The sequence below is a fragment of the Pelagimonas varians genome, from assembly GCF_003208435.1.
Lineage (GTDB): Bacteria > Pseudomonadota > Alphaproteobacteria > Rhodobacterales > Rhodobacteraceae > Pelagimonas > Pelagimonas varians.
In genome coordinates this window covers 1-23,293 of sequence record NZ_QKMF01000023.1, presented here as the reverse complement: position 1 = coordinate 23,293, position 23,293 = coordinate 1, and the positions used below count along the sequence as shown (strand labels likewise).

Below are 23,293 nucleotides of genomic sequence, written 5' to 3'. Positions count from 1 at the left end.
GCTCAGCCCTCACCACAGCGATGTGCGCGATACGCGGCGCGAAATTGTGTTGGCAGTCATCACCAGAACAAAGGCGACCACGGCGTTGAACAGACCTGCAGCAGCAGCGACATCGTATTGCCCACCTTGCAGACCCTGGCGGTAGATGAAGGTATTGATCACGTCGGCGGTTTGGTACGTCGCTGGCTGATAGAGCAAGATGACAAGCTCAAAACCGATTTCCAGAATGTTGCCGATACGGATGATCAACATGATGATGATTGTCGGCATGATCGACGGCAAAGTGATCTTCCACATCATTTGCCAACGACTGGCCCCGTCCACCACCGCGCTTTCGTACAGCGACGGGTTCACACCTGCGATGGCCGCAAGGAACACGATGGAGCTAAAGCCTGCCTCTTGCCAAATACCAGAGCCGATGAAGATGGGCCTGAACCATTCCGGCTTTGTGAGGAAGTATATCGGTTCAACGCCGAACCAGCCTATAATGGTATTCACAATACCAGCCGAGGGCGAGAAGGCCGTCACCACAACCCCGGCGATAATCACCGTCGAGATGAAGTGCGGTAGATACACCAATGTCTGCGCGGTTTTCTTGTAGGTCTGGTTGAGGATTTCATTGAACATCAGCGCCAAAATGATTGGCATGGGAAAGCCAAAACACATCGACAACGCGCTGATAATCACTGTGTTTTTTAGCGCCCGTAAAAACGTGTCACTGCCAAACAAAGTTTCAAAATGCTCAAGACCAACCCACGGGCTTCCGGCGATACCACGGAAAATACTATAGTCTTTGAACGCGATCTGTAGCCCGTACATCGGTTTGTAAAGGAACAGAATGAACCAGATAATCGTCGGGGCCAGCAGAACGTAAATCTGCCATTCGCGGCGTAGGTGTTGTAGAAGCCAGCTAAATTTCTTTTCCATCTCGCCCCCCGATCATCCTTGAGTGGGATGCACAAAGACATCCCCCGTTTCACCGTCAAAAACTTTGATCCGCTCCGGCGAGACATAAACGTCCTTCACGCCGTACAGGTGATCCACATCGCCGTGGGTTTCCGTCTTGATAACAAAGGGGTTGCCCGAAACATGCGTGTGCAGCAGCGCCTCGGACCCCAAGGTCTCCACCAGATCCAGATCAACAGGAATGGTATTTGCGCCATCTTGCGGCGTAATCAACGCGTGCTCCGGACGGATGCCAACAGTGACTTTGCGTCCAACCTGTGTCTGCAACTGGGGCAATTTCGGTAATGCAACGCGCAGATCGGCAAGCACCGCAATTGGTCCGGCGTCAGAGCTTTCTACGGTCGCCTCGAATTGATTCATCGGCGGTGATCCGATGAATCCTGCAACAAAGGTGTTAACTGGATTATTGAACAAATCCATTGGCTTGCCGATTTGTTCAATTCGGCCATCGCGCATAACAACAATTCGGTCTGCAAGAGTCATCGCTTCGACCTGATCATGGGTCACGTAGATGCTTGTCACGCCAAGGCGCTTGTGAAGGCGTTTGATTTCGGCCCGCATCTGCGTGCGCAATTTGGCGTCGAGGTTTGACAGAGGTTCGTCAAACAAGAACACTTCGGGATGGCGCACGATGGCGCGGCCCATTGCAACCCGCTGGCGTTGACCGCCAGACAGATCCGCAGGGCGGCGATCAAGATATTCAGTCAAACCAAGAATATCCGCAACTTCAGAAACCGACTTGGCAATCTCCGGCTTTTTGACTTTGCGAATGCGCAGGCCGAATGCAATGTTTTCGGCCACATTCAGGTGTGGGTAGAGTGCGTAGTTCTGGAATACCATCGCTACGTCGCGGTCTTTCGGTGCGACGTTGTTCACATTGCGATCCGCAATGGAAAGCTGACCATCCGAGATTTCCTCAAGGCCTGCGATCATCCGCAGGGTTGTTGACTTCCCGCAGCCCGACGGGCCAACCAAAACAACAAATTCCTGAGGTTCAATCTGCAAATCAATACCGTGCACGACCTGCGCCGCACCGTAGCGTTTGACGATCTTTTCTAGGGTTACACCCGACATGTTTCCTCCACTTTCCCACCGCGCCCTTTTGAGGCGGCCTTAGATCGGCGGGAGCGCGACGGCGCATTTCCTGCCTCGTTTAGATGTTCGATAAATTCCAGAAGCCCTGGCCGTTCACGCAGGGTTTGCAGCTTGCCTTCAAGCGGCCCGATATGCGCAACCAAAGCTGCCTCTGCCAAATCCGGGTCGCCGTGCAGCACGGCGGCAACGATCTCTTTGTGTTCTTGGATGGCCTGCTCAGACCGGCCCAGATTTTGCGTCTGCAACAGGTGCCGCACGCGAAAAACATCAACTTGGGTTCGCTCTATTGCTTCCCAAACTCCGGGAATGCCTGCCATGTCGGCAAACACCTTGTGCAGCGCAACATCGTTCCGGAAATACTCGGGATAGTTGCCGTCTTTGACAGCCCGCTCTTGCGCGGAAATCAACGCTGACAACTGTCCGGAATACTTCGAACGGTTGGTGTTTTGAGCTGCCAAACGGATGGCTCCTGCCTCTAGAGACAGACGGATAAAACAAGCTTCTTTATAGCGGCCCAAGTCCACCGGAGCGACATAGGTGCCGCTTTTGGGCACTATGTTGACAAGGTTGGCATTCTCCAACCGGATCAGTGCTTCGCGAACGGGGGTTTTACTGGCCTTCAATTCTTCTGCAATTTCCAATTCAGACAAGAGTTGATGCGGCAGTGCTTTCAGCGAAACGACCAGATCTCTCAGGATTTCATAAACCTGATTTGTGAGTGTCCCCTCGCCGCTCAAAGAGTGACCTTGCAGAAGCTCTGCGATACTCCGCATGTCACCGACAGGGTCTTCAACATTTGCTGCATGGATCATCTATGCCCCTCCCAAGGCCTTCGATGATCAAACTGATATATCAGAAGTGCGATTGCGACAATACAAATTATGACAACCGTCTCAAAATTGGTTTCAAAAATTTGGATAGTTAATTAATTTCAATAACTTGCACTAAAGAGAGAAAACGACTTTTTGTGCGAAACTGACATCTGATTTTGTTTTACTATGGAATTCGCTGCCGATCGCGAATCGTTTCATTTGCATCTTTTGGCAGTTTTTTGGCGCATATCGCTGGCTAGACTGCGCAAAACACCGCTTAACGAGTTATGCTTCCCGTTCCGCAACGATTGGACCAGAGCATCAATTCGAGCGTGAATTACAAATTTGGACAAGTTTTCTTACCGAAGCAGAGGGTGGCATCGCCTGCCGTTCATCTGCATTCGGTGTCGCCGCACTTTTTGCAAGACACGTGTTAGATCAATGGACCTTCAAACACCCGCCTGCGCGCATTATCAACATGCGCCCGCATGGCCGCACGGGACGCGCCCGCGTTACGCTGCTCAATGGCGTTAAAAATTGCGTGGTGTTCTTTTTGAACCATTTCCAAACGGTCCTGCGGCTTGGTCAGCGACAGATTCCGCGTCAGGTTCATTCCGGTCAGGATATTGCGCTTCATTGAGGTGCGTGCAGCGACAAAGTACTGATTATCAGAAGCGGCACAAACCGCACGGTGAAATTCTTCGTCCTCATCCACGCCCAAAGATCCATCATGAACACAGCGGTCCAATTCAGCCAAAGCGACGCTCAGTCGGTGCATATCCTCGTCAGATCTGCGCAATGCAGCCAGATAGGCCGCTTCGCTTTCAATCGCGGTGCGAAATTCGAATGTTCGTTGGATGTCAGCAATAGAACCGACGGGTGCAAAATCCAGAACCGCCCCTTCTGGACGTTGCTGCACAAACGAACCCGAACCCTGCCGGGATACAATTACCCCATCCTCACGCAATTGCTTGAGCGCTTGGCGCAAAACAGGACGAGAGACTTCGAGCTGGTCACTCAAGGCATGCTCGGTTGGCAGCTTTGCCCCCACAGGGATTTCACCGCTTACGATCATTCCAAGAATGCTCTCGTAAACACGATCAGATAGCGTTCTGTCGCGGCCGGTTTTCTCCGAAACACCCTGCTTGGCCGAAGAGGCCCTTATATGCCGTTTTGCTGTCTCCATGAGTAACGCTTTTCTTTCGCTTCTGGGTCGGAAACCTGAATCACCCCTAAAGTTGGTGCACTGGTTTGGACCGTATTCATATTAAAGTCCTCAACGACTGTCATTTCGATTGTTTCATCTGCAACGTCACGTTTGTGAAAAAAGCGCTGCAACCGTTAAACTGACATGGACCAGGTTTTCGGAAGTGTCTGCCAGATTTAACGACGTCGTCCAATCGCTCCTAAAGTGCTGCTACAGGCCCACGCGGGCCGGTAGCGATGCATTTACGCTCCTCCTTCACGGATGCGGCCTGTACCGCACCCGCGCTCGCTTTATTCAAAAAGCGAGGGGAGGAACAAAGATACTGCCGGCACATAGGTGATCAAGATCAGTGCCGCCAATATGGCCAGATAGAACGGCCAGATAGATTTCAGGGTCTCTTCAATTTTGATCTTACCCACGGCGCAACCAACAAAGAGGCAGGTGCCGACAGGCGGCGTACACAGGCCCAATCCAAGGTTTACCAGCATCATGATACCGAATTGGATTGGATCCATGCCAAGGTCTTTGGCGATCGGCAAAAAGATTGGCGTACAGATCAGGATCAGTGCCGCCATATCCATGATCATACCCAGCACCAGAAGCATCAGGTTGATCATCAACAAAACAACGATCTTTTCTTCGGAAATGCCCAGCATGAAACTGCTCAGCTTATCCGGCACCTGATAGAGCGCCAACAAATAGGCAAATGAGCTGGCAAAGCCGATCAGAACCATCACCATCGCCGTGGTTTTCACCGCAGAGACCACCGAGATCTTGAAGCTTTCCCAATCAAGGCTGCGATAGACGAATGCGGTCAGAAGCAGCGCATAGATCGCTCCAAAAGCGCCGGATTCTGTCACCGTGAAGACCCCGGACAAAACGCCACCCACAATAATCACCGCCGTGATCAAACCCGGGATCGCGGCCACAGACGCCACCCAAACAGCTTTCCAACCCGGGAACGGCTCAGATGGGTAATTGTGTTTGATCGCAATGAAGTAAGCCGCCACAGCAAGGCAGATACACATCAACATACCCGGAACAACACCGGCCAAGAACAACTTGGAGATCGATATTCCGCCCCCCGCAGCGACAGCAAAAATGATCATGTTGTGGCTGGGCGGGATCACGATACCCGCGATTGATGACGTCACCGTCACGTTGACTGCATAGTCTGCGCGATAGCCACGCTCTTTCATCACAGGGATCAAGATCGAGCCCAGCGCCGAAATATCGGCAACCGCAGAGCCGGAAATGCCGCCAAACAGCATGGATGAAAAGATATTGACCGACGCAAGGCCGCCGCGAACATGGCCCACAAGGGCCGAAGCAAAGCGTACCAAGCGGATCGCGATGCCACCATGCAGCATTAGTTCGCCAGCAAAGACGAAGAACGGAATCGCAAGCAGGGAGAACACCGAAATGCCTGATACTGAACGCTGAAAAGTGATCAGCAAGGGGAAACCTTCGTACCAGAAGGCGGTCAGAGCCGCGATTCCCATTGCGAAAGCCACTGGGACACCCAGAACGACGCAACCGAAAAACATGCCAAGAAGAATAGCCAAGCCCATGCTTAGGTCACCTCGTCAATTTCAAAGGGTTTGCCTGTAGACAGGCAATGGATGCGAAACAGAGCACGCATACCGGAAAATATGAACACCAGACCGCCGCACAGCAGGGCCGACAAAGTGCGGAAACTTTCTGGGATGTTGAGCATCGGCAACATCGTGTCCCAACCGAACTGAAACAGTTCAAGGCTGGCGATTGCCATCAGAAAGCCAAAGAAAGCCAACAAGATATCCGTGCCAATCAGAACCACCTTGCGGAGAGTTTCAGGCAGGGCATCGCGGAACAGTGTCACGCCAAGATGGGTGTTTTCATGAACACCGGCCGCCGCGCCAAGGTAGGCAATATAGCACACCAGCAATAGTGCCAGTTGCTCAACCCAAGTGGGGGTTACGTTCAGTACATAGCGGCCAAAGACCAACCAACCAAAGGTTGCAACAAGCACAACCAAAGCGCAGGACGCAATCAAAATGCAAAGCCCGCTCAGTCTGTCGAGCCATAACCTGGCTTGCTGCACAAAAGCTGTCTCTTGATCCACCGACCATCCCCCCAATGTCGAAAAAGGCGCTCCGCGCAACCGCGGAGCGCCTTGTTTTGCGAATGATTATTCCGCGTTGCGGAACAAGTTCACCAGATCAGTCATGTCAGGGTTAGCTGCCAGATACTGTTCGTAAACCGGAGCCATCGCCGCCTGGAAGGCAGATTTGTCTTCGATTGTGTTGACCTCAACACCGCCATCCTGAACGATTTTCATCGAAGCAGCTTCGCGTTCCTGCCACAAGCCACGCTGAAGATCAGTCGATGCTTTACCAGCGGCGCGCACGATTTCCTGCTGCTCTGGCGTCAGAGCGTCAAAAGTCTTTTTGCTCATGCACAGGCACTCTGGAATGATCAGGTGCTCGGACAGGGAATAGTACTTCGCAACTTCAAAGTGGCTGGTCGATTCGTAGCTGGGCGGGTTGTTTTCCGCGCCATCAACAACACCGGTTTTCAGCGACTGATACACTTCGGCAAAGGCCATCGGTGTGGCGTTGCCGCCCATGGCTTCGATCATGCCAACGAACAGGTCGTTGTTCATGACGCGCACTTTCATGCCGGTCACATCATCAGGAGTGTTGATTGGCTTGGTGCCGTTATAGAACGAACGTGCGCCAGCGTCGTAATAACCCAGTGCAACGATGCCTTTGGCTTCGAGACCTGCGGAAACCGCTGCGCCCGCTTCGCCGTCCATCAGCTCATACATCTGCGGGACGCTTTTGAAGATGAATGGCAGCGATACAACGTTGGTTTCAGGCACGGCCTGACCCATTGGCCCAAGGCTGAATACACCGAAATCGATGATGCCAAGGCGCACCTGCTCGATTGCATCAGGCTGGGAGCCCAGAACACCGGCGTGGAAGGTTTTACCCTTGATCGCGCCGTCAGTCTTTTCGGTAACTTCGGCCATGAAGGCTTCCATACCGTGAGAAACCGGGTAGTCTTCTACGTGGATGTTCCAACCGCGCCAGTCTTTGGCTTCGGCGGCAAGGGCAGACATCGTCAGGGCAACGGCGGTCATCGCGCCAAAACCTGCAAATCTTGTGAAAGTCATTTGTCACTCCTCCTCAGGACAATTTCCTCAGGGGCAATGGGTAATCAAATTACAAATATTTACAACATCTATTTCAATTTTTCGTAACAATCCCGCTGATCGCAGCTATGTAATTTTCATTTTCCATCCGCGCATGATCTCCTCAAATCACTGTATTAAAACAATAATAAAAGTTTTTTCGCCATATGAACGCCCCCATCGGACTTGGTTAAAGAACCATCTTGCAAGGATGCCTGCTCAGCGGTGACGTTTGCAAAAGCACACCTCGAACAAATTCAACCCTTGGCCTACACAACCCATGGGCACGCTCCAATGAGTGAGTTTTGATTCGAATGTTACCAGATCGAGCCCACTTTTAGCCAAGGTCGTTGCCTGCGCCGCGTTCCGGCATTTCGCCAAGCACATGCACTTCGTCTTCGTTACTGATGTCAGCCAATTGGTCGATCACCCGATCTTGCTGGATCTCCAGTTCGTAGGCGACACGGTTCAAGGCGTTACGGGCAACAGCGATTGTCTCGTCTTCGATATCGTCGCGCCAAACGTGGAACATCGGATACGGAAACCGCGGGGCACCCGGAACCAGAAAAAGCTGCTCGTCGTCCAAAAAGTGCTCAATATAACGGGCCGGCACATAGGCCGCGTATTTTCGCGTCAACAAGTATTCAACGGTCATGGCCCCCAAAGCAAAAGTCAGCCCCGGGTTCGTCAAGCCCGGCAGATGCATGGCATGTGCCTGCACAAATTCCGGCCCCCAGTCGACAAACAAGTAGCGCCCGTTAATATGATTTAGCTGGGGATCGCGCCATGACGCCACCATAACCAATTCGTCATCCATCACCCGTTCCAACTGGAACCCGGGCCGCAACTGCGGCGTATAGATCAGTATGGATTGCACCACCCCTTCGATCAAAAACCGCGTCAAAGTGCTTGGAGCACCAACTTCGGTTCGAATACTAAGATCAGGAAGCTTACGGCGCATTCTATCAATCCAGCGAAACCCCATCCGAGGCCACAAGGAATGCTCGGCCCCGATAACGAGGCTTTTGGTAAAGCCTTCGGGGATCGCAATCTGTTGTTTGGCCTCTTCCCAAAGCTTGATGTGACCAAAGGCAAAGCGCTCAAACTCTTTCCCGGCCGCCGTCAGTTCAGCTCCGGCTTTCGATCTTTGGAACAGAGGTCGTCCCAAATCACTTTCCAACCGTTGTATCCTGAGGCTGACCGCGGATTGCGTTACAAAAAGCCGCTCCGCAGCCGCCGCAAACGAACCGTGGGCCGCGACTTCGACAAATGTCCGTATCAAAGTAATGTCCATACAGCTGCCATAGCACAGCTCATCCATAAGTTTAACTCAAGTCAAACATGTTTATTATTCGTTTTTCTTGAGGATTGTTTTGTCATACCCCTCGCATCACGAAACGGCAGCCAAAACCGGCAGTAAAGTTAAGCTAACGCCGTCAGGGTTTCAAAAAAGGCGGCCCTTGAACTCTGTGCGTGCGATTTGTCGATTTTGCACCATACCCGACAGGAACAAGAACCATGCTAAACGAAGACAGCATCGCAGGACCCGAGCTTCCTCAGCTATTGATGGCGGCAATTGGGGCGCAGGACGGCAATCACATTGCTTCGCTGCTACAGCCATTGACCCATTCCGAAGCCCTGCGCGAAATCTTGAACCTAAAAGAAGAGGACCGCGTCGCCGCGATCGCTCTCATGCCGGTTGAACTGGCCGCTATGCTGATTGAGGAGGCTCCGAGCGAAATTGGTGCCGAACTGGTTGGTTCATTGGCCCCGAAACAAGGTGCGGACGTTCTGGAAGAGCTGAACTCGGAGGTTCAGGCCGATGTTGTTGGTGAAATGGATACCGCACAGGCCGAAGCGTTTCTGTCTCAGATGGATGCCGAAGAAGCCTCAGATGTGCGCCGCTTGATCGAATATGACGACGACTGCGCTGGCGGACTTATGTCGGCGGACGCCTTTACATTTCCGCAAGATGCAACCGTTGGAACAGTGCTTCGCAAACTTGCATCTGATGACACAGACTTTGAACGTTATCGCGGTCAACACCCCTATGTCCTTGATGCGCAGGGCATCCCTATCGGCGTTTTGTCGTTGCGCGGCCTGCTAACTGCAAAACGTGTTCAAAAGCTATCAGACATCATGGTTGCTCCGATCACCATTCAAGTGGAAACGCAACTCAGTGCATTAGAGGACATTTTTGACGCCCACAGTTTTCTTGGGATGCCGGTGGTCGAGGCAGACGGAAAGCTGGCCGGTGTTTTGTCGCGCACCTCTGTAGCCGAAGCCGTGGCCGAACGTGCCGAACACGAAAGCCTGCGCCGTCAGGGTGTTTTTGGAGACGAGCTCCGCTCAATGCCCCTGCGCATTCGGTCAAAAAGGCGGCTTGCCTGGCTGTCGGCAAACATCGTTTTGAACATCATCGCCGCCAGTGTCATTTCAGCCTACGAAGAAACCCTGACGGCCGTGATCGCTATCGCGATCTTTTTGCCAATGGTGTCGGACATGTCGGGTTGTTCAGGCAATCAAGCCGTTGGCGTCACCATGCGAGAGCTGTCTTTGGGCCTTGTTCGGCCGGTCGATGCAATGCGCGTTTGGCTTAAAGAAGTGTCTGTAGGTGTGATAAACGGAGCCGTCTTGGGTGTCCTCATAGGACTTGTTGCCTGGGCTTGGAAGGGCAACGCATGGCTGGGTCTTGTCATTGGACTCGCTTTGGCGCTGAATACAGTCCTTGCGGTCTCCATTGGTGGAGTTGTCCCATTGATTTTGAAGCGATTGGGCCAAGATCCCGCTGCGGCAAGCGGACCTCTTTTGACAACGATCACAGATATGGCCGGGTTCTTTTTGGTCCTCAGCCTAGCTACCCTGTTTATGCCCTTTCTGCTTTAAGACTCTAACAAGGCACTTTCGCGATGAAGAAACCCAAAAAACTCGTCATTGGCTGGCGCGAGACAGTATCGTTACCCGATCTGGATCTGACCGGTTTTCAGGCTAAAATTGATACTGGTGCACGGACCACTGCGCTTCATGCCACGAACATTCGAAAACTGGAAATAAACGGCCGGTTGTGGGTGGAATTCTTGCCGGACCATCAGGTTTTGGAAGGCTCTGATCTCTGCGCAGCACCTGTTTTACACAAGCGCTGTATTACCAACACAAGCGGCACCCCTGAAGAACGCTTTATCATCACCAGTCACATTCACCTTGGGGCCCGTCAGGCCCGTATCGAAATTTCACTCACCGACCGGACGGACATGATTTTCCCTATCATCGTGGGGCGTACCGGTCTTCGTCAATTGCGCATGATCGTCGACCCTGTCCGGTCATGGCTTCAATCAGAAAAACCGCATGGCCTCTCGGAAAGGGACCTCAAATGAAAATTGCAATGCTCGCACGGAACCCGAACCTGTATTCCCACAAACGCCTGCAAGAAAGCGCCATTGAGCGTGGGCATGAGTTGGACATCATCAACACCACGCGCTGCTATATGAATATTGCGTCGCGCCGCCCCGAAATCTACTACAACGGTGAGATTTTGCAAAGATACGACGCTGTCATTCCGCGTATTGGCGCATCGGTAACCTTTTATGGCACCGCGGTATTGCGGCAGTTCGAAATGCAGGGCGTTTATCCCCTGAATGAAAGCGTTGCGATTGGCCGGTCACGTGACAAGCTCCGCTCCATGCAATTGTTGGCGCGCGATGGGATTGGCCTTCCTGTCACAACATTTGCCCACGATCCAAAGCAAACCGACGAAGTGTTGAAGGTTGCTGGCGGTGCCCCGCTGGTGGTGAAACTGCTGGAAGGTACACAAGGGATCGGCGTCGTTCTGGCCGATACAAACCGGTCGGCCAAATCCGTGGTCGAAGCCTTTCGCGGTGCCAATATCAACATCTTGATCCAAGAGTTCATCAAAGAAGCCGGAGGCACCGACATTCGTGCCTTTGTGGTTGGCGGCAAAGTAATTGCAGCCATGCAGCGCACCGGTGCTGACGATGATTTCCGGTCAAACTTGCACCGCGGCGGCAGCGCCAAAGTTGTTAAATTGTCTCCAGAAGAACGCTCAACCGCGATCCGGTCCGCCAAATCCATGGGCCTAAACGTCTGCGGCGTTGACATGCTGCGATCAAACCATGGTCCTGTGGTCATGGAAGTGAACTCGTCCCCCGGATTGGAGGGCATTGAAAAAGCAACGGGTATCGACATCGCAGGCAAGGTGATCGAATTTATCGAAAAGAATGCCCAGCCAGGCAAAACACGGACAAAGGGCAAGGGATAATGGTTACACGCGCTGCATTTGAAATCGGGGGCGCGTCCATCGCCCCCGGCACTCGCAGGACGGTAGATATTCCGGTTAGTGTTCTGGCAGACCACACGCCGGTGGCAATGTCGGCCCATGTCATCCATGGCCGCCGTGAAGGTCCTACGGTTTTTGTCAGCGCTGGCGTGCATGGGGACGAGGTCATCGGCGTTGAAATCGTTCGACGCATCTTGACCCTACCCAACTTGAAAAACCTGAAGGGAACGCTGATTTGCGTGCCGGTGGTCAATGCTTTCGGGCTGCTCAATCATTCGCGCTATTTGCCAGATAGACGCGATTTGAACCGCTGTTTTCCCGGTTCTGACAAAGGTTCATTGGCATCGCGTTTGGCTGATATCTTTATGACCGAAATCGTAGAGAAATGCGATTTGGGCATTGATCTGCATTCGGCGGCCATTCACCGGACAAATCTGCCGCAAATCCGGATCTCAAGCGGCAACTCGACAACCAAAAAGCTGGCGCATGTCTTCGGCGCGCCCGTAGTGCTGCAGTCAAGCCTACGGGAAGGTTCATTGCGTCAAGCGGCCAAAGACATGGGCGTTGACGTCCTCCTCTATGAGGCGGGCGAAGCGCTTCGTTTTGATGAACTTTATATCCGGGCGGGTGTTTTAGGCGTTTTGCGTGTCCTTCATCACCTAGGTATGATCGGCGCCAAAGGTATTGCAAAGGCCAAGTCCGACCCGCTGTTTTGCGGTGCCAGCCGTTGGATCAGGGCGACACAAGGCGGGCTGCTCAGAACCTTCAAGTCAGAGGGAGATGTGGTTGAGGAAGGTGATGTGCTGGCCGCTGTGTCAGACCCTTTCGGCCAAGTCGAACACAATATCATAGCCCCGATTTCAGGTGTTATCATCGGACGTGCAGTTATGCCGATTGTGAACGAAGGCGATGCAATCTATCACATTGCGACTGTCAAAAGCACCGACGATCCAGAGGACACTGTCGACACACTGTCAACGCAGCTAGAGGACATGCCTCTTTTTTACGAAGATGAGATCATCTGAAGGAAAAGCATCCGTCAAACGGATGCGCCTTTGCAATTGGTCATGTAAGATATCATTTCAATTTTGTTCAAGAGGGTGGGGTTTATGAGTATCAAAGACGAACAAACTGCGGCTCTTGCCGATTTGATTGCCTGCCCGACCTGTGATGCCTTGTATCAAAACGTTGAGCCGCAATTTCAACAACGGGCCGTCTGCACCCGGTGTCACACGGTTCTAAGCGCTCCTATCAAAGGATCTGTTGCCAGGATTGTGGCCTTGGCGATTGCCGTGGTTGTGTTTTTGATCGCAGCGGTCTTTTTGCCCTTTTTGAGGATCGAGGCGAACGGATTCAAAAACGCGTCCTCAATATTTGACGCCGCCTTTTCGTTTTCCGCAGCGCACCTTGTGGTCTTATCTATCGCTGTCCTCATATTAATTTTGTTTATTCCGATGGCCCGAGCGGCCTTGCTCATCTTTGCCTTGTCGCCTTTGTTGCTCCAGCGCCCGCCATTTAGGGGGGCCTATCTGGCCTTTCGCTGGTCCGAAGACTTGCGGCCTTGGTCTATGGCAGAAATATTCGTCTTGGGCGTCGGGGTTGCTTTGGTCAAAATCGTGGATCTGGCCCGTGTCGAAGTTGGTGCAGCCTTTTGGCTGTTCTCCATTTTGGTGGTCTTCAACGTCTTTCAAGACACGCTTTTGTGCCGCTCATCTGTTTGGCGCGCACTCGATCGGGCAAGAAACGGGGTTCGCAATGATTGACTCCGGCATTGAAACAACAGCACGACAACAAGGGCTTGTGGCCTGCACACACTGCTCACGCGTTTGGCCGACGGCCGCCACCCAATGCCAGCGCTGCGGTGCGAAACTGACCAGCCGCGATGCCCGAAGCCTAAGCCGCGTCTGGGCTTGGTGGATGTTGGGTCTGATTTGCTACATTCCAGCCAATATCTATCCAATGCTGGAAACCAAATTGTTGTTCAAGGTCTCTGGCGGCACAATTGTTGGCGGCGCTGTCGAGCTGTTTGCGCATGGCGCGGTGGCCGTCGCCCTTGTCATCCTTTTGGCCTCGGTGGCCATTCCGCTCGCCAAATTCGGTGCTATTGCCTATCTTGCCCTGTCTGTTCAGCAAGGCTGGCAGTCAAACCAACATCGCCGCATGCAAATATATGAAGTTGTTGAGTTTGTCGGCCGCTGGTCGATGATCGATGTCTTTGTCGTCGCAGTGCTTTCTTCGCTTGTCCAACTGGGGTCTGTGGTTTCGATCTCACCCGGACCCGCCTCTTTGACCTTCGCCCTTTCCGTTGTTTGCACAATGCTTGCTGCCCGCTCCTTTGACAGTCGTCTGATCTGGGACAGTATCGCCAAACACGACACCAACCGTGACCAGGTATTCAAACCATGACCGATAAAATCCCCGACGTGCAGATCCAGCCTGCCCGCAAGAGCCTGCTTGAGCGAATTTCAATTGTCTGGCTGATCCCGATTGGTGCCTTGCTGTTGGCCTTTGGCATGGTTTGGCAAAACTACCAAGACCGCGGTAGCATCGTTGAAATCGGCTTCGAAAGTGCGACCGGAATTGTCCCGAACCAAACTGAGCTGCGGTTTCGCGATGTGCCCGTTGGTATGGTCGAAAAGGTCTCATTTGCCAAAGACCTGTCATCGGTGGTCGCCCATGTCCGGGTCGACAAAGATGTCGAAGAATACATCGATGCCGAAGCGATATTCTGGGTCGTTCAACCCGAAGTCTCGACACGCGGCATAAGCGGATTGAGCACGGTTTTGAACGGGGTTTACATCGAAGGCAGCTGGAATGCCGAGGCCGGTGGATTGCACAAGAAATTTCGCGGGCTGGATGACCCGCCAATTGCCCGGCCTGGCCAGCTTGGCACCAGCATTACATTGAAATCAGAAACCGCGAACGGCGTTTCCGCTGGCACCCCCATATTCTTTAAAGGTCTGGAAGTTGGCCGCGTCGGAAAACCCGAGCTGGCACAGAATGGAATTGGCATCGAAGCCGACGCCTTTATCTTTGCGCCGCACGACAAACTATTGTCGACCCGGACCCGATTTTGGGAAACCTCCGGCTTTTCATTTAATCTGGACGCCTCCGGAGCCTCGATCGATTTCGAAAGCGTTGCATCGCTGATTGCAGGCGGCATCGCATTTGAAACCATGGTGTCGGGCGGCGTTCCGATTGAAAGCGGCCAGGACTTTACACTGTATGACGACCAGAACATCGCCCGTTCCAGCATTTTTGACGAGCAAGAAGTCGACCGCCCCAAAGTCGAAGTGGCTGTGGTCTTTGAAGAAAACGTAACCGGCTTGTCCGTCGGCGCTCCGGTGTCGTGGCGCGGACTAGACGTCGGCAAGGTGATTGATTTGTCCGGGCGTGTGGACGCAGAACAATTCGGGGATGAAAAGGTCCGGCTGGTTGTTGTGCTCTCTCTCGCGTTGGACGACATCAAAACCACCGCGGGGGCGGCGGTCACCGAACAAGACGTTTTGGACTTTTTGGAGGCACAGGTTAATGACGGCCTGCGCGCAAGACTGACCCAAGCGTCGGTCTTTTCCGGATCTTTGAAAATCGATTTTCTAGTGCCCGAAAATGTCGAGCCCGCTACGTTCAATCGGAATGCGGCCCCTTATCCGATCATTCCCAGCATTCCCGCGAAAATCAACGATGTCGCAGCCTCGGCTGAGGGTTTGATGCAACGCGTCAATGGTCTCCCCGTCGAAGAGCTTCTCGGTTCTGCCATCAGCTTCCTCAACAATGCCAGCGCCTTGGTGGCCAATGAGGACTTGCAACAAACGCCTTCTGACATCCGGACACTGATCCAAAATTTGCAAAGCGTGGTTAACAACAAGGAGCTTCAAGAGCTGCCAAAACAATTGGCCGTTGCCACAGACAATCTGAATGCACTCTTGCAAAAAATCGATACAGAGCAAGGGGTAGAACGACTGTTTTCAGCTGTAGATGCTGCCGGTAAGGCCGCCGCCGATGTGGGCAGCGCTGTCGAAGATATTCCTTCTGTTGTTGCCCGGATCGAAGCGGTGGCGGCCAAGGTTGAAACGTTACAAATCGAACCTTTGCTGGACGAAGTGGCCCTGCTGGTCAGCGCAGCGCAGACCCTGCTTTCAACTGAGGCAACCAAAGATTTACCAGCCTATCTGAATACAACTTTGGACCAACTGGCCCTTGCGATCAAAGATATGCGCGACGGTGGCACCATAGAAAAGGTCAACGAAACGTTAGGTTCCGCGCAAGGGGCTGCAAAGGCCGTGGAAACCGCCGTGGGCGATTTACCCAGCGTCATGCGCCGCATCGAAGCGGTTCTGGTCCAAAGTGAAAAAGCCATGTTGTCACTGTCAGAAAGTGGTGCCTTGAACAAAGAAGCCCGTACAACTTTGCGCGACATATCCAATGCCGCAGACGCCTTTCGGTCCCTCGCACGGGCTTTGGAACGCAAACCCAACGCCCTATTCATCGGGAAATAATGCCCGCTGCTGGGCATCAAACATAAATTGCAGACCGCGATCCAGCATGATCGTTCAGCCTGCGCTGCCACATAAGACGGAATCGACATGAAGCATTTCATTATCATCGGACTATCCCTTCTTGCATTAACTGGCTGCTCTGAATCCGCAGTTCGTTACGCGGCCCCCCCGATAGAATCGGGCACAAAAGTCAAAATCTCCGTCGCTCGCCTAGAAGTGAGCGAGGTTTCCTTGCCTGCTTATGCCAAATCCGAAGAGATCTGGCGCGAAACAGAAACCGGCGGGCTGGTGTCGGATGCATCCATTCTTTGGGCGGATGATCCATCGCGAAGCATTACACTGGAACTGTCGAAACATCTTTCGGCCATCACGGGGGCGCGGGTGGCCGCCGAACCCTGGCCGTTCGAAGAGCCTGCACAATCGAGACTGACCGTGCGCGTCGAAGAACTGCTGGCCAGTCAGGCCGGCGTCTTCAAAATGTCCGGCACTTACTACGTTTCGAAAAACGAAGACGGTCGTGAACGATCAGGCAGTTTTCAGATCGACACTCCAATCGCGGCTGATGGCGGGGCATCTGAAATCGCCGCAGCGCGGGCTATAGCCGTACGGGATCTGGCACAGCTGATTGCCAAACGCGGAATCTAAGCGGGCTGGCATCGACATTGGTTTCAGAGTTTCCCAAGCGATTTAAATGGCATTGGCGTTTGGCGACAAGATGGCGTTGATCCGGCTACGCGCCAGTTCGCAAAACGCTTGGTGATGATCCGGATCGTGTCGTAGCTGATGCCCAGCGAAACTCTGTCCAGTGTATTTGCTGGGGTAGCATGGATTTCTGCAGCCCTGATTGCGGTCGCTCGGCTGGACAAGACCGCCAGATTGACCCCGTCGATGCGGATTTTCTCGGCATGTCTGTTGCGCGTGTTTTGAAAGTACCCAAAACAGTGTTCGTCACTCTCGGCTTTGGCGAATCACGCGTCGACTTGGATCTCAGGTATTGGACCGCAGACCGGGATGGCAGCGAAGCTGCTGTTTCAAGCGATACGGTCTTGAAAAGTTTGGAAATCTTTTCGCGCCAACAATACTTAAATTCCGTCCTCACAACGCGAACTCTGAATTCCCAAAGATGCGCCCATTGAGGACCTGTGATCAGGACCAAAAGCAAAACGCCCCACAACAGGAAATCCATTGCGGGGCGTGTTCGATTTCGGCCTTTGGTTCTAGTTGACCAAAGGCCTAGCCTTTTTTGGTGTGCATTTAGAACTGCGAGTAGTCGATCTCTTGGTTTTTATCCAAACGGCCTGTGACTTCGGGCAATGGGTATTTCAGACCTGTGGCACAGTTCCAAAGCACCGCACGGTCTGTGTCTTTGATCTGGCCAGCTGCCAAAGCATGCTTGTAGGCTACAGCAGTCGCCGCACCTTCCGGGCACAAAAGCAAACCTTCGTCTGCCGCGACGGCATCCCGCATCGCCATGATCTCATCGTCAGGCACCGCAATGGCAAAGCCGCCAGACTCGCGCACAGCACGGATGATCAGGAAATCGCCAACAGCGATTGGTACGCGGATGCCCGCAGCCACGGTGTGGGCGTCTTCCCACAAAGGTGCGTGCTCTTCGCCGTCTTCCCAAGCTTTTACGATCGGGGCACAGCCAGTTGCCTGAACTGCAACCATTTTCGGCATCGGACCATCGATCCAGCCCATTTCTTTCAATTCGGCAAAAGCCTTCCACATGCCGATCAGGCCAGTGCCGCCGCCTGTAGGGTAGAAAATCACGTCTGGCAATTCCCAGCCCAGCTGCTCTGCCAGTTCAAGGCCCATCGTTTTCTTGCCTTCGATCCGATAGGGTTCTTTCAGCGTCGAAATGTCGAACCAACCAACCGCTTCCTTGCCCTGACCAACAATCTTGCCGCAATCATTGATTAGACCGTTCACCATGTAAGTGTCACCACCCTGCGATTGGATCTCGCGGATGTTGATGTCCGGCGTGTCAGATGGGCAAAGCACGGTCGACTTCATGCCTGCGCGCCCGGCATAGGCCGCCATTGCCGCACCGGCATTTCCGTTTGTCGGAATCGCAAGATGTTCAATGCCGAATTCTTTGGCCATTGAGACTGCCAAACAAAGGCCGCGCGCCTTGAACGACCCTGTGGGCAAACGACCTTCGTCTTTGACCAAAACATTGCCGGGCTTGGCACCCAGATGATGCGCACTTTGCTCAAGAGGGATAATCGGCGTCATGACTTCGCCCAAAGACACGCGGTTTTCAGGTTCCGCGACAGGCAGGAAATCAGCATAGCGCCAAAAACCCGGTGCGGTTGATTGCGCCAAAGCCGATTTACTGAGTTTTTCCTTCATTGCGTCCAGATCATAACGCACGAGCAATGGACGACCCGCTTCGGAGAGGCCATGTACCTGCCCCGCTGGGTAGATTTTGCCTGTCAGGGAACATTCCAAATGGGTGACGAAATTCATTGTGCGGACCTTTCGCGCTTAGACTCAGCGCGACGCTATGTGGGAAGGTGCCGCACTTCAAGCGCGCCACCGACGATGAAGCAAATGCAAATCGGAGTTTAATGTGCAGCAAAGGAGACTTACGACCAACGCCTTACGTTTTTACGCTAGATGCGCGCCCGCGTCCGTGCCAATCATGGGGATATGATCGGCAAAATGCTTGAAAAACTGAAACCTGTTAGATCGTTGCGGGGCTGGCTGTCAGCGCTCGTCATGATGTTGTTTTTCAGCGCGAGCAGCGTTTGTGCTGAGACGATTACAATCTTTGCAGCAGCCAGCCTAAAAAATGCACTCGATGAGGTGGCCGCTGAATTCGACACTGTGTTTGGGCACGACACCACAGTGTCTTATGCCGGATCCTCTGCCTTGGCGCGGCAAATCCAATTGGGCGCGCCTGCGGATATTTTTATCTCGGCCAACCCGGATTGGGTGGATTTCCTTGAGCAAAAAGAGGCGGTAATCCCAGAAAGCCGGATCGATTTCCTCGGCAACGAACTGGTTTTGATTTCCCATGATCCGGTGACAAATCTGGACTGGCAAGCCTTGGATCTATTGGCACTCTTGAATGGTGGCCGGTTGGCCATGGCTTTGGTTCAATCGGTGCCTGCGGGCATCTATGGCAAGGCATCTTTGCAATCCTTGGGCCAATGGGACGCAATTGTCCCATATGTCGCCCAAGTCGACAATGTCCGCGCAGCCTTGGCCTTGGTCGCCTTGGGTGAAGCCCCGTTTGGCATTGTCTATGCAACCGACGCCCGTGCTGACCCACGTGTCCATGTGGCCGTAGCCATTCCCGCCCAAAGCCACCGCGCAATCGTATATCCGGCCATTGCCGTGACCCATAGCGAAACCGCGCATGCGTTTTTGGCGCATTTGCAAAGCTCCCAAGCCCGCGCAATTTTTGAACGCCACGGGTTTTCCGTGTTAGTGGAATAGCGCGATGGATTGGCTTGGCCCGGAAGAATGGAGTGCTGTCGCATTGTCGTTGCGGGTGTCACTGTGGGCTACACTGGCGGCTTTGCCGGTTGGCTTGTTTGTCGCTTACATTTTGGCACGTTGCGATTTTCCTGGCCGTCAGGTCCTGAATGGGCTGGTGCATTTGCCCTTGATCTTGCCACCTGTGGTGACAGGGTACTTGTTGCTTCTCACCTTTGGGGTTCGCGGGCCGGTCGGATCTGTTTTGCATGAATTTGGCATCACTCTTGCTTTTCGCTGGACCGGCGCGGCGCTGGCCGCAGCGATCATGGGCTTTCCTTTGATGGTCCGCGCAATCCGCCTATCCATCGAAGCCGTCGACCCCAAATTAGAGCAAGCGGCGGCAACGCTCGGGGCAAGTCGGTTCTGGGTATTTGTGACGGTAACTCTGCCGCTGATTTTACCGGGGATCTTGGTCGGTTCAATTTTGGGATTTGCCAAGGCCATGGGCGAGTTCGGAGCCACCATCACATTTGTATCGAACATTCCAGGCCAGACCCAAACACTGCCTTCGGCAATCTACGCCTTTTTGCAGGTGCCCGGCGGCGAGAACGCCGCGCTAAGATTGGTCGCAATTTCAGTAGCCGTCGCTCTTGCGGCCTTGGTCTTGTCTGAAGTGTTAGCCCGGAAAATGGCCCGCCGGATAGGCACATCATGAGCCTTTCAGTCGCGATTCAACATTCCGTTGGAGAAACGAATTTTAGCATAAAATTCGACGCCCCCGACGGGTTGACAGCGTTGTTTGGCCGGTCCGGCGCTGGCAAGACCACCGTCATAAACGCGGTGGCAGGCCTCTTGCGTCCTCAAACAGGGAAAGTGGTCGTGAATGGGAGGGTTCTGTTCGACAGCAACAACGGAACCAACGTCGCACCACATAAACGGCGTCTTGGATATATTTTTCAAGAGGCGCGTCTCTTTCCACATCTGAGCGTCCGCCAGAACCTGAAATACGGGCGTTGGTTTGCAAGCCAGTCAGCTCGCACCGAAAGCATCGATCGCGTGGTCGACATGTTGGGCATTGGCTCCCTATTGGATCGTGCGCCAAACGGGCTTTCAGGAGGCGAAAAACAAAGGGTAGCAATAGGCAGGGCATTACTGGCGGGGCCAGAATTAATTCTGGCAGATGAACCATTGGCGGCCTTGGACGCAGCGCGCAAAGCCGAAATTCTACCCTATTTTGAAACCCTGCGCGACGAAGCCCGCATCCCCATTCTCTACGTCAGCCACTCTGCAACCGAAGTCGCGCGTTTGGCCACAACGGTGGTTGCTTTAGAAGACGGAAAGGTCGCACAGCAAGGGAGTGCCTCCGAGGTCTTAAGCGATCCGAGCTTTACCCCCACTGGGGTCAGAGCGGCAGGCGCAATCCTCGAAGCGATCATTAGCAAGCATCATGCTGATGGTTTGACAGAATTGGATGCATGCGGTGTGCCCTTGCTGTTGCCGCGATTGTCAAAGCCCATTGGAATGCGGGTCAGAGTCAGGATCACGGCTCAAGACGTAATTCTTTCCAAGGACCGGCCCACAGGATTATCAGCTCTCAATATATTGCCGGGCAGGATTATTTCTATGCGTACCGGCGATGGACCGGGCGCAATGGTATCCATACAAACCCCAGCAGGAAAAATACTCGCCCGTATTACACGCCGGTCGGCGAATTCCTTGGGCCTAAACATAGGATCAGAATGCCACGCTGTCGTTAAGTCAGTTTCGGTTGCTCCCCAAGACATTGGCGGAGCCTAATCTGTATCCTTAAACTTGCAGAGGTTGTTTCAAAAATATAACGACCAGCCAAAATGCTTTTTCTAAGTAGTACAAGAACAAGACTGGGGACCATCTCCCGGTCTCACGAAACCTAGACAGAATGGTAACACAATTCCGGCCCTTGATTACTAGTCCTTTTGCCGGCTCTCAATGCAACAAATGAGAATGACTACGGGATCAGGATTCGCGACCGGTAGCTGAATACTTGATGTTTCTAAAAGTTGATATGTGTGGCGACGCGCAGTAGATGGCCAACGAATTGTTTGTCGGCCTGCCTACACAGCGAAACAACGGCGTCACGAAGGTGCGTTTCATGGAAAAGCATGATCATCCCCATCCCGACGGGATCTATTGTTGCATTAGATGTTCAGAATGGGGATGGATTATCGGCGAACCAGTGGTGACGTCTAACCACCTGTGCGCATCGGGCTGATGCACACAAGGCCGATGCACCCCATTGTCTTGCTTCGGTTTAATTCCGGTCTCTCAATTCATTTAGGCAGCCTTTCGTTCGAAGGCCAAGGGGCTTTTGCCACCTAACGACGAGTGCCGCCGTCGTGGATTATTGAAGCCGTTGATATACTGGAATATCGTCCCTTTAGCCTAGCGTCTCGTTTCCCATCGGTTGCGCCAGATCAGTTCTAACTTGAGAGATTTGAAAAAGGTTTCGACCATGGAATTGTCGTAGCCATTTCCCTTTTGCGCTCATTGTTACCAGAAAGCCGTGTTGCTTCAGCCGTTTCTGATAGTCGCCAAAACAGTATTGAGACCCGCGACCCGTGTGATGAGTGCAGCCTTTGGATGGCTGACGAAAGGCCACTGCCATGTCCAGTGCACGGATCGCCAAATCACGTTTCATTCGATTGCTTGCGGCCCAGCCGACAACGCGGCGGGAATACAAATCAAGGATCACAGCCAGATACAACCAACCTTCACCGGTCCAGATGCAAGATATGTCGCCTGCCCGTTTCTGGCTCGGCGCATCAGCGGAGAAGTCCTGATCCAGCAGGTTGGGAACGATGTTGAACGCATGATTACTGTCGGTTGTTACCTGGTATTTGCGGGTTTTGATGATCTTGAGGCCCGTCTCGCACATCTGGTGCCCAACCCGACGATGCCCCACGTTCAGCCCCAACTCCTGCAACTCCTCGGTCATGGTTGGTCGGCCATAACTTTGCAGGCCAAGACGATGCTGTTCTCGGATATGGGCCAAAATCACCATATCGTCGCGCTGTCGCTGGCGCATCGGGCGAACCCGCCACGCCCGGAAACCACGGGACGTGACCTGCATCACACAATATAGAAACCCTACTGGCCATTCTTCTTTCCAGGCATCGATAGAAACGAACCTCATCGATTTTGGCCCGCAAAGACGATTGCCATCTTTTTTAACACTCCCCTCTCCTCTCGCAGCAAACGGACTTCTTTGCGAAGGCGGGTATTTTCCTTTTCCACATCCTCATGCGCTCCAGCCATCAGGTCTTCATGCTCCCTCTCGGGACAGTGTTGGACAATGCCCTGCCGGGCGATGGATACTTTTGAACCCTCTTACTCAGCGTCGAAAGGCCAACACCCACATCAGATGCAACCTTTGGTCTGGTCAGACCGCTCGTCGTTGCAATTCGTACTGCATCACAGCGAAATTCTTCGGTGTATCTCGTTGCCATTCCTTGTCTCCTTTGTTGCAGTAAATGCTATCAAAGGAGCGGCATCAAACCGCGACAGGTCCACCTTGTTTCCAAAGTTACCAAGCAATGCCGCTACAAAACTAGAGCACCTCGGTACTGGGCAAGTTTTTCGTCTGAAAGTGGGCTTTGGAAAGTTTCGCAGACCCAATTTGAAGTGCCTGCCAAGGGAGAACGGAGAGTGAGTTTTAAGAGGTATGTTCATTTGCGCCTGCGTCAAACGCCAAAGGCCGCCCGTTGAGGGCGGCCTTTTGGGTATTATTGGTTGCGGGAGTAGGATTTGAACCTACGACCTTCAGGTTATGAGCCTGAC

At 53.2% G+C, this 23,293-nt stretch carries 20 protein-coding genes and 1 pseudogene; 11 read left to right on the top strand and 10 right to left on the bottom strand.

Annotation, left to right across the window (positions count from 1 at the left end; translation table 11 throughout):
* Positions 1–9: 9 nt before the first annotated feature.
* From C8N36_RS21415 to C8N36_RS21380, 8 genes are all read right to left on the bottom strand, one after another.
* Positions 10–927 (bottom strand): ABC transporter permease, encoded by a 918-nt coding sequence (locus C8N36_RS21415; protein WP_097806844.1) that lies wholly within the window; start codon positions 925–927, stop codon positions 10–12.
* A 12-nt stretch (positions 928–939) separates the two neighbouring features.
* Complete coding sequence (locus tag C8N36_RS21410) at positions 940–2,040, bottom strand: ABC transporter ATP-binding protein (protein ID WP_097806845.1); 1,101 nt, start codon at positions 2,038–2,040, stop codon at positions 940–942.
* Positions 2,028–2,873: a GntR family transcriptional regulator gene (locus tag C8N36_RS21405; protein ID WP_097806846.1), complete on the bottom strand. Its 846-nt coding sequence runs from the start codon at positions 2,871–2,873 to the stop codon at positions 2,028–2,030. The genes C8N36_RS21410 and C8N36_RS21405 overlap by 13 nt, the downstream gene beginning before the upstream one ends.
* Positions 2,874–3,306: 433 nt before the next feature.
* Positions 3,307–4,059, bottom strand: coding sequence for a FadR/GntR family transcriptional regulator (locus C8N36_RS21400; RefSeq protein ID WP_097806847.1), 753 nt, complete (start codon positions 4,057–4,059; stop codon positions 3,307–3,309).
* Positions 4,060–4,370: 311 nt separating this feature from the next.
* Positions 4,371–5,651, bottom strand: coding sequence for a TRAP transporter large permease (locus tag C8N36_RS21395; RefSeq protein ID WP_097806848.1), 1,281 nt, complete (start codon positions 5,649–5,651; stop codon positions 4,371–4,373).
* 2 nt (positions 5,652–5,653) lie between these two features.
* Positions 5,654–6,184: a TRAP transporter small permease gene (locus tag C8N36_RS21390; RefSeq protein WP_245911021.1), complete on the bottom strand. Its 531-nt coding sequence runs from the start codon at positions 6,182–6,184 to the stop codon at positions 5,654–5,656.
* A gap of 66 nt (positions 6,185–6,250) precedes the next feature.
* The gene (locus C8N36_RS21385; protein ID WP_245911023.1) at positions 6,251–7,204 is read right to left on the bottom strand and encodes a TRAP transporter substrate-binding protein; all 954 of its coding nucleotides are present in this window, start codon (positions 7,202–7,204) and stop codon (positions 6,251–6,253) included.
* A gap of 388 nt (positions 7,205–7,592) precedes the next feature.
* Positions 7,593–8,537: a LysR family transcriptional regulator gene (locus tag C8N36_RS21380; RefSeq protein ID WP_245911019.1), complete on the bottom strand. Its 945-nt coding sequence runs from the start codon at positions 8,535–8,537 to the stop codon at positions 7,593–7,595.
* A 236-nt stretch (positions 8,538–8,773) separates the two neighbouring features.
* On the opposite strand from C8N36_RS21380, the gene mgtE reads away from it, so the two are divergent.
* The 8 genes from mgtE (at position 8,774) to C8N36_RS21340 (ending at position 16,693) form a co-directional block, all read left to right on the top strand.
* Entirely contained in the window at positions 8,774–10,141 is a 1,368-nt protein-coding gene (mgtE, locus tag C8N36_RS21375; protein ID WP_097806850.1) for a magnesium transporter, read from the top strand.
* A gap of 23 nt (positions 10,142–10,164) precedes the next feature.
* Positions 10,165–10,629, top strand: a complete 465-nt coding sequence (locus C8N36_RS21370; RefSeq protein WP_097806851.1) for an ATP-dependent zinc protease family protein — start codon at positions 10,165–10,167, stop codon at positions 10,627–10,629.
* On the top strand, positions 10,626–11,531 hold the full coding sequence (gene rimK, locus C8N36_RS21365) for a 30S ribosomal protein S6--L-glutamate ligase (protein ID WP_097806852.1): 906 nt from the start codon (positions 10,626–10,628) through the stop codon (positions 11,529–11,531). The genes C8N36_RS21370 and rimK overlap by 4 nt, the downstream gene beginning before the upstream one ends.
* Entirely contained in the window at positions 11,531–12,574 is a 1,044-nt protein-coding gene (locus tag C8N36_RS21360) for a succinylglutamate desuccinylase/aspartoacylase family protein (protein ID WP_097806853.1), read from the top strand. Before rimK ends, C8N36_RS21360 begins: the two co-directional genes overlap by 1 nt.
* A gap of 84 nt (positions 12,575–12,658) precedes the next feature.
* A complete protein-coding gene (locus C8N36_RS21355; RefSeq protein ID WP_097806854.1) occupies positions 12,659–13,312 on the top strand; it encodes a paraquat-inducible protein A in 654 nt (217 codons plus the stop codon).
* Entirely contained in the window at positions 13,305–13,955 is a 651-nt protein-coding gene (locus tag C8N36_RS21350) for a paraquat-inducible protein A (RefSeq protein WP_097806855.1), read from the top strand. The genes C8N36_RS21355 and C8N36_RS21350 overlap by 8 nt, the downstream gene beginning before the upstream one ends.
* Positions 13,952–16,048 (top strand): PqiB family protein, encoded by a 2,097-nt coding sequence (locus C8N36_RS21345; protein WP_097806856.1) that lies wholly within the window; start codon positions 13,952–13,954, stop codon positions 16,046–16,048. Before C8N36_RS21350 ends, C8N36_RS21345 begins: the two co-directional genes overlap by 4 nt.
* A gap of 87 nt (positions 16,049–16,135) precedes the next feature.
* Positions 16,136–16,693 carry a PqiC family protein gene (locus C8N36_RS21340; protein ID WP_097806857.1) on the top strand — a complete coding sequence of 186 codons (558 nt, stop codon included), beginning with the start codon at positions 16,136–16,138 and terminating at the stop codon, positions 16,691–16,693.
* A 609-nt stretch (positions 16,694–17,302) separates the two neighbouring features.
* Here C8N36_RS21340 and C8N36_RS21330 read toward each other — a convergent pair.
* The gene (locus C8N36_RS21330) at positions 17,303–18,520 is read right to left on the bottom strand and encodes a threonine synthase (RefSeq protein ID WP_097806859.1); all 1,218 of its coding nucleotides are present in this window, start codon (positions 18,518–18,520) and stop codon (positions 17,303–17,305) included.
* Between the two features lie 195 nt (positions 18,521–18,715).
* Here C8N36_RS21330 and modA point away from each other — a divergent pair, with 195 nt between their 5' ends.
* The 3 genes from modA to modC are packed head-to-tail and all read left to right on the top strand — an operon-like array spanning position 18,716 to position 21,274.
* Positions 18,716–19,495 carry a molybdate ABC transporter substrate-binding protein gene (gene modA, locus C8N36_RS21325; protein WP_097806868.1) on the top strand — a complete coding sequence of 260 codons (780 nt, stop codon included), beginning with the start codon at positions 18,716–18,718 and terminating at the stop codon, positions 19,493–19,495.
* Between the two features lie 4 nt (positions 19,496–19,499).
* Complete coding sequence (gene modB / locus C8N36_RS21320; RefSeq protein ID WP_097806860.1) at positions 19,500–20,192, top strand: molybdate ABC transporter permease subunit; 693 nt, start codon at positions 19,500–19,502, stop codon at positions 20,190–20,192.
* Entirely contained in the window at positions 20,189–21,274 is a 1,086-nt protein-coding gene (gene modC, locus C8N36_RS21315; RefSeq protein ID WP_097806861.1) for a molybdenum ABC transporter ATP-binding protein, read from the top strand. The genes modB and modC overlap by 4 nt, the downstream gene beginning before the upstream one ends.
* 516 nt (positions 21,275–21,790) lie before the next feature.
* Here modC and C8N36_RS21310 read toward each other — a convergent pair.
* A pseudogene (locus C8N36_RS21310) lies at positions 21,791–22,962 on the bottom strand (IS3 family transposase).
* Between the last annotated feature and the right edge of the window lie 331 nt (positions 22,963–23,293).

Coding starts and splice junctions, on each gene's coding strand:
- C8N36_RS21415 (WP_097806844.1), bottom strand. CDS start 927: ATGGAAAAGAAATTTAGCTGGCTTCTACAACACCTACGCCGCGAATGG.
- C8N36_RS21410 (WP_097806845.1), bottom strand. CDS start 2,040: ATGTCGGGTGTAACCCTAGAAAAGATCGTCAAACGCTACGGTGCGGCG.
- C8N36_RS21405 (WP_097806846.1), bottom strand. CDS start 2,873: ATGATCCATGCAGCAAATGTTGAAGACCCTGTCGGTGACATGCGGAGT.
- C8N36_RS21400 (WP_097806847.1), bottom strand. CDS start 4,059: ATGGAGACAGCAAAACGGCATATAAGGGCCTCTTCGGCCAAGCAGGGT.
- C8N36_RS21395 (WP_097806848.1), bottom strand. CDS start 5,651: ATGGGCTTGGCTATTCTTCTTGGCATGTTTTTCGGTTGCGTCGTTCTG.
- C8N36_RS21385 (WP_245911023.1), bottom strand. CDS start 7,204: ATGACCGCCGTTGCCCTGACGATGTCTGCCCTTGCCGCCGAAGCCAAA.
- mgtE (WP_097806850.1), top strand. CDS start 8,774: ATGCTAAACGAAGACAGCATCGCAGGACCCGAGCTTCCTCAGCTATTG.
- C8N36_RS21370 (WP_097806851.1), top strand. CDS start 10,165: ATGAAGAAACCCAAAAAACTCGTCATTGGCTGGCGCGAGACAGTATCG.
- rimK (WP_097806852.1), top strand. CDS start 10,626: ATGAAAATTGCAATGCTCGCACGGAACCCGAACCTGTATTCCCACAAA.
- C8N36_RS21360 (WP_097806853.1), top strand. CDS start 11,531: ATGGTTACACGCGCTGCATTTGAAATCGGGGGCGCGTCCATCGCCCCC.
- C8N36_RS21355 (WP_097806854.1), top strand. CDS start 12,659: ATGAGTATCAAAGACGAACAAACTGCGGCTCTTGCCGATTTGATTGCC.
- C8N36_RS21350 (WP_097806855.1), top strand. CDS start 13,305: ATGATTGACTCCGGCATTGAAACAACAGCACGACAACAAGGGCTTGTG.
- C8N36_RS21345 (WP_097806856.1), top strand. CDS start 13,952: ATGACCGATAAAATCCCCGACGTGCAGATCCAGCCTGCCCGCAAGAGC.
- C8N36_RS21340 (WP_097806857.1), top strand. CDS start 16,136: ATGAAGCATTTCATTATCATCGGACTATCCCTTCTTGCATTAACTGGC.
- C8N36_RS21330 (WP_097806859.1), bottom strand. CDS start 18,520: ATGAATTTCGTCACCCATTTGGAATGTTCCCTGACAGGCAAAATCTAC.
- modA (WP_097806868.1), top strand. CDS start 18,716: ATGCTTGAAAAACTGAAACCTGTTAGATCGTTGCGGGGCTGGCTGTCA.
- modB (WP_097806860.1), top strand. CDS start 19,500: ATGGATTGGCTTGGCCCGGAAGAATGGAGTGCTGTCGCATTGTCGTTG.
- modC (WP_097806861.1), top strand. CDS start 20,189: ATGAGCCTTTCAGTCGCGATTCAACATTCCGTTGGAGAAACGAATTTT.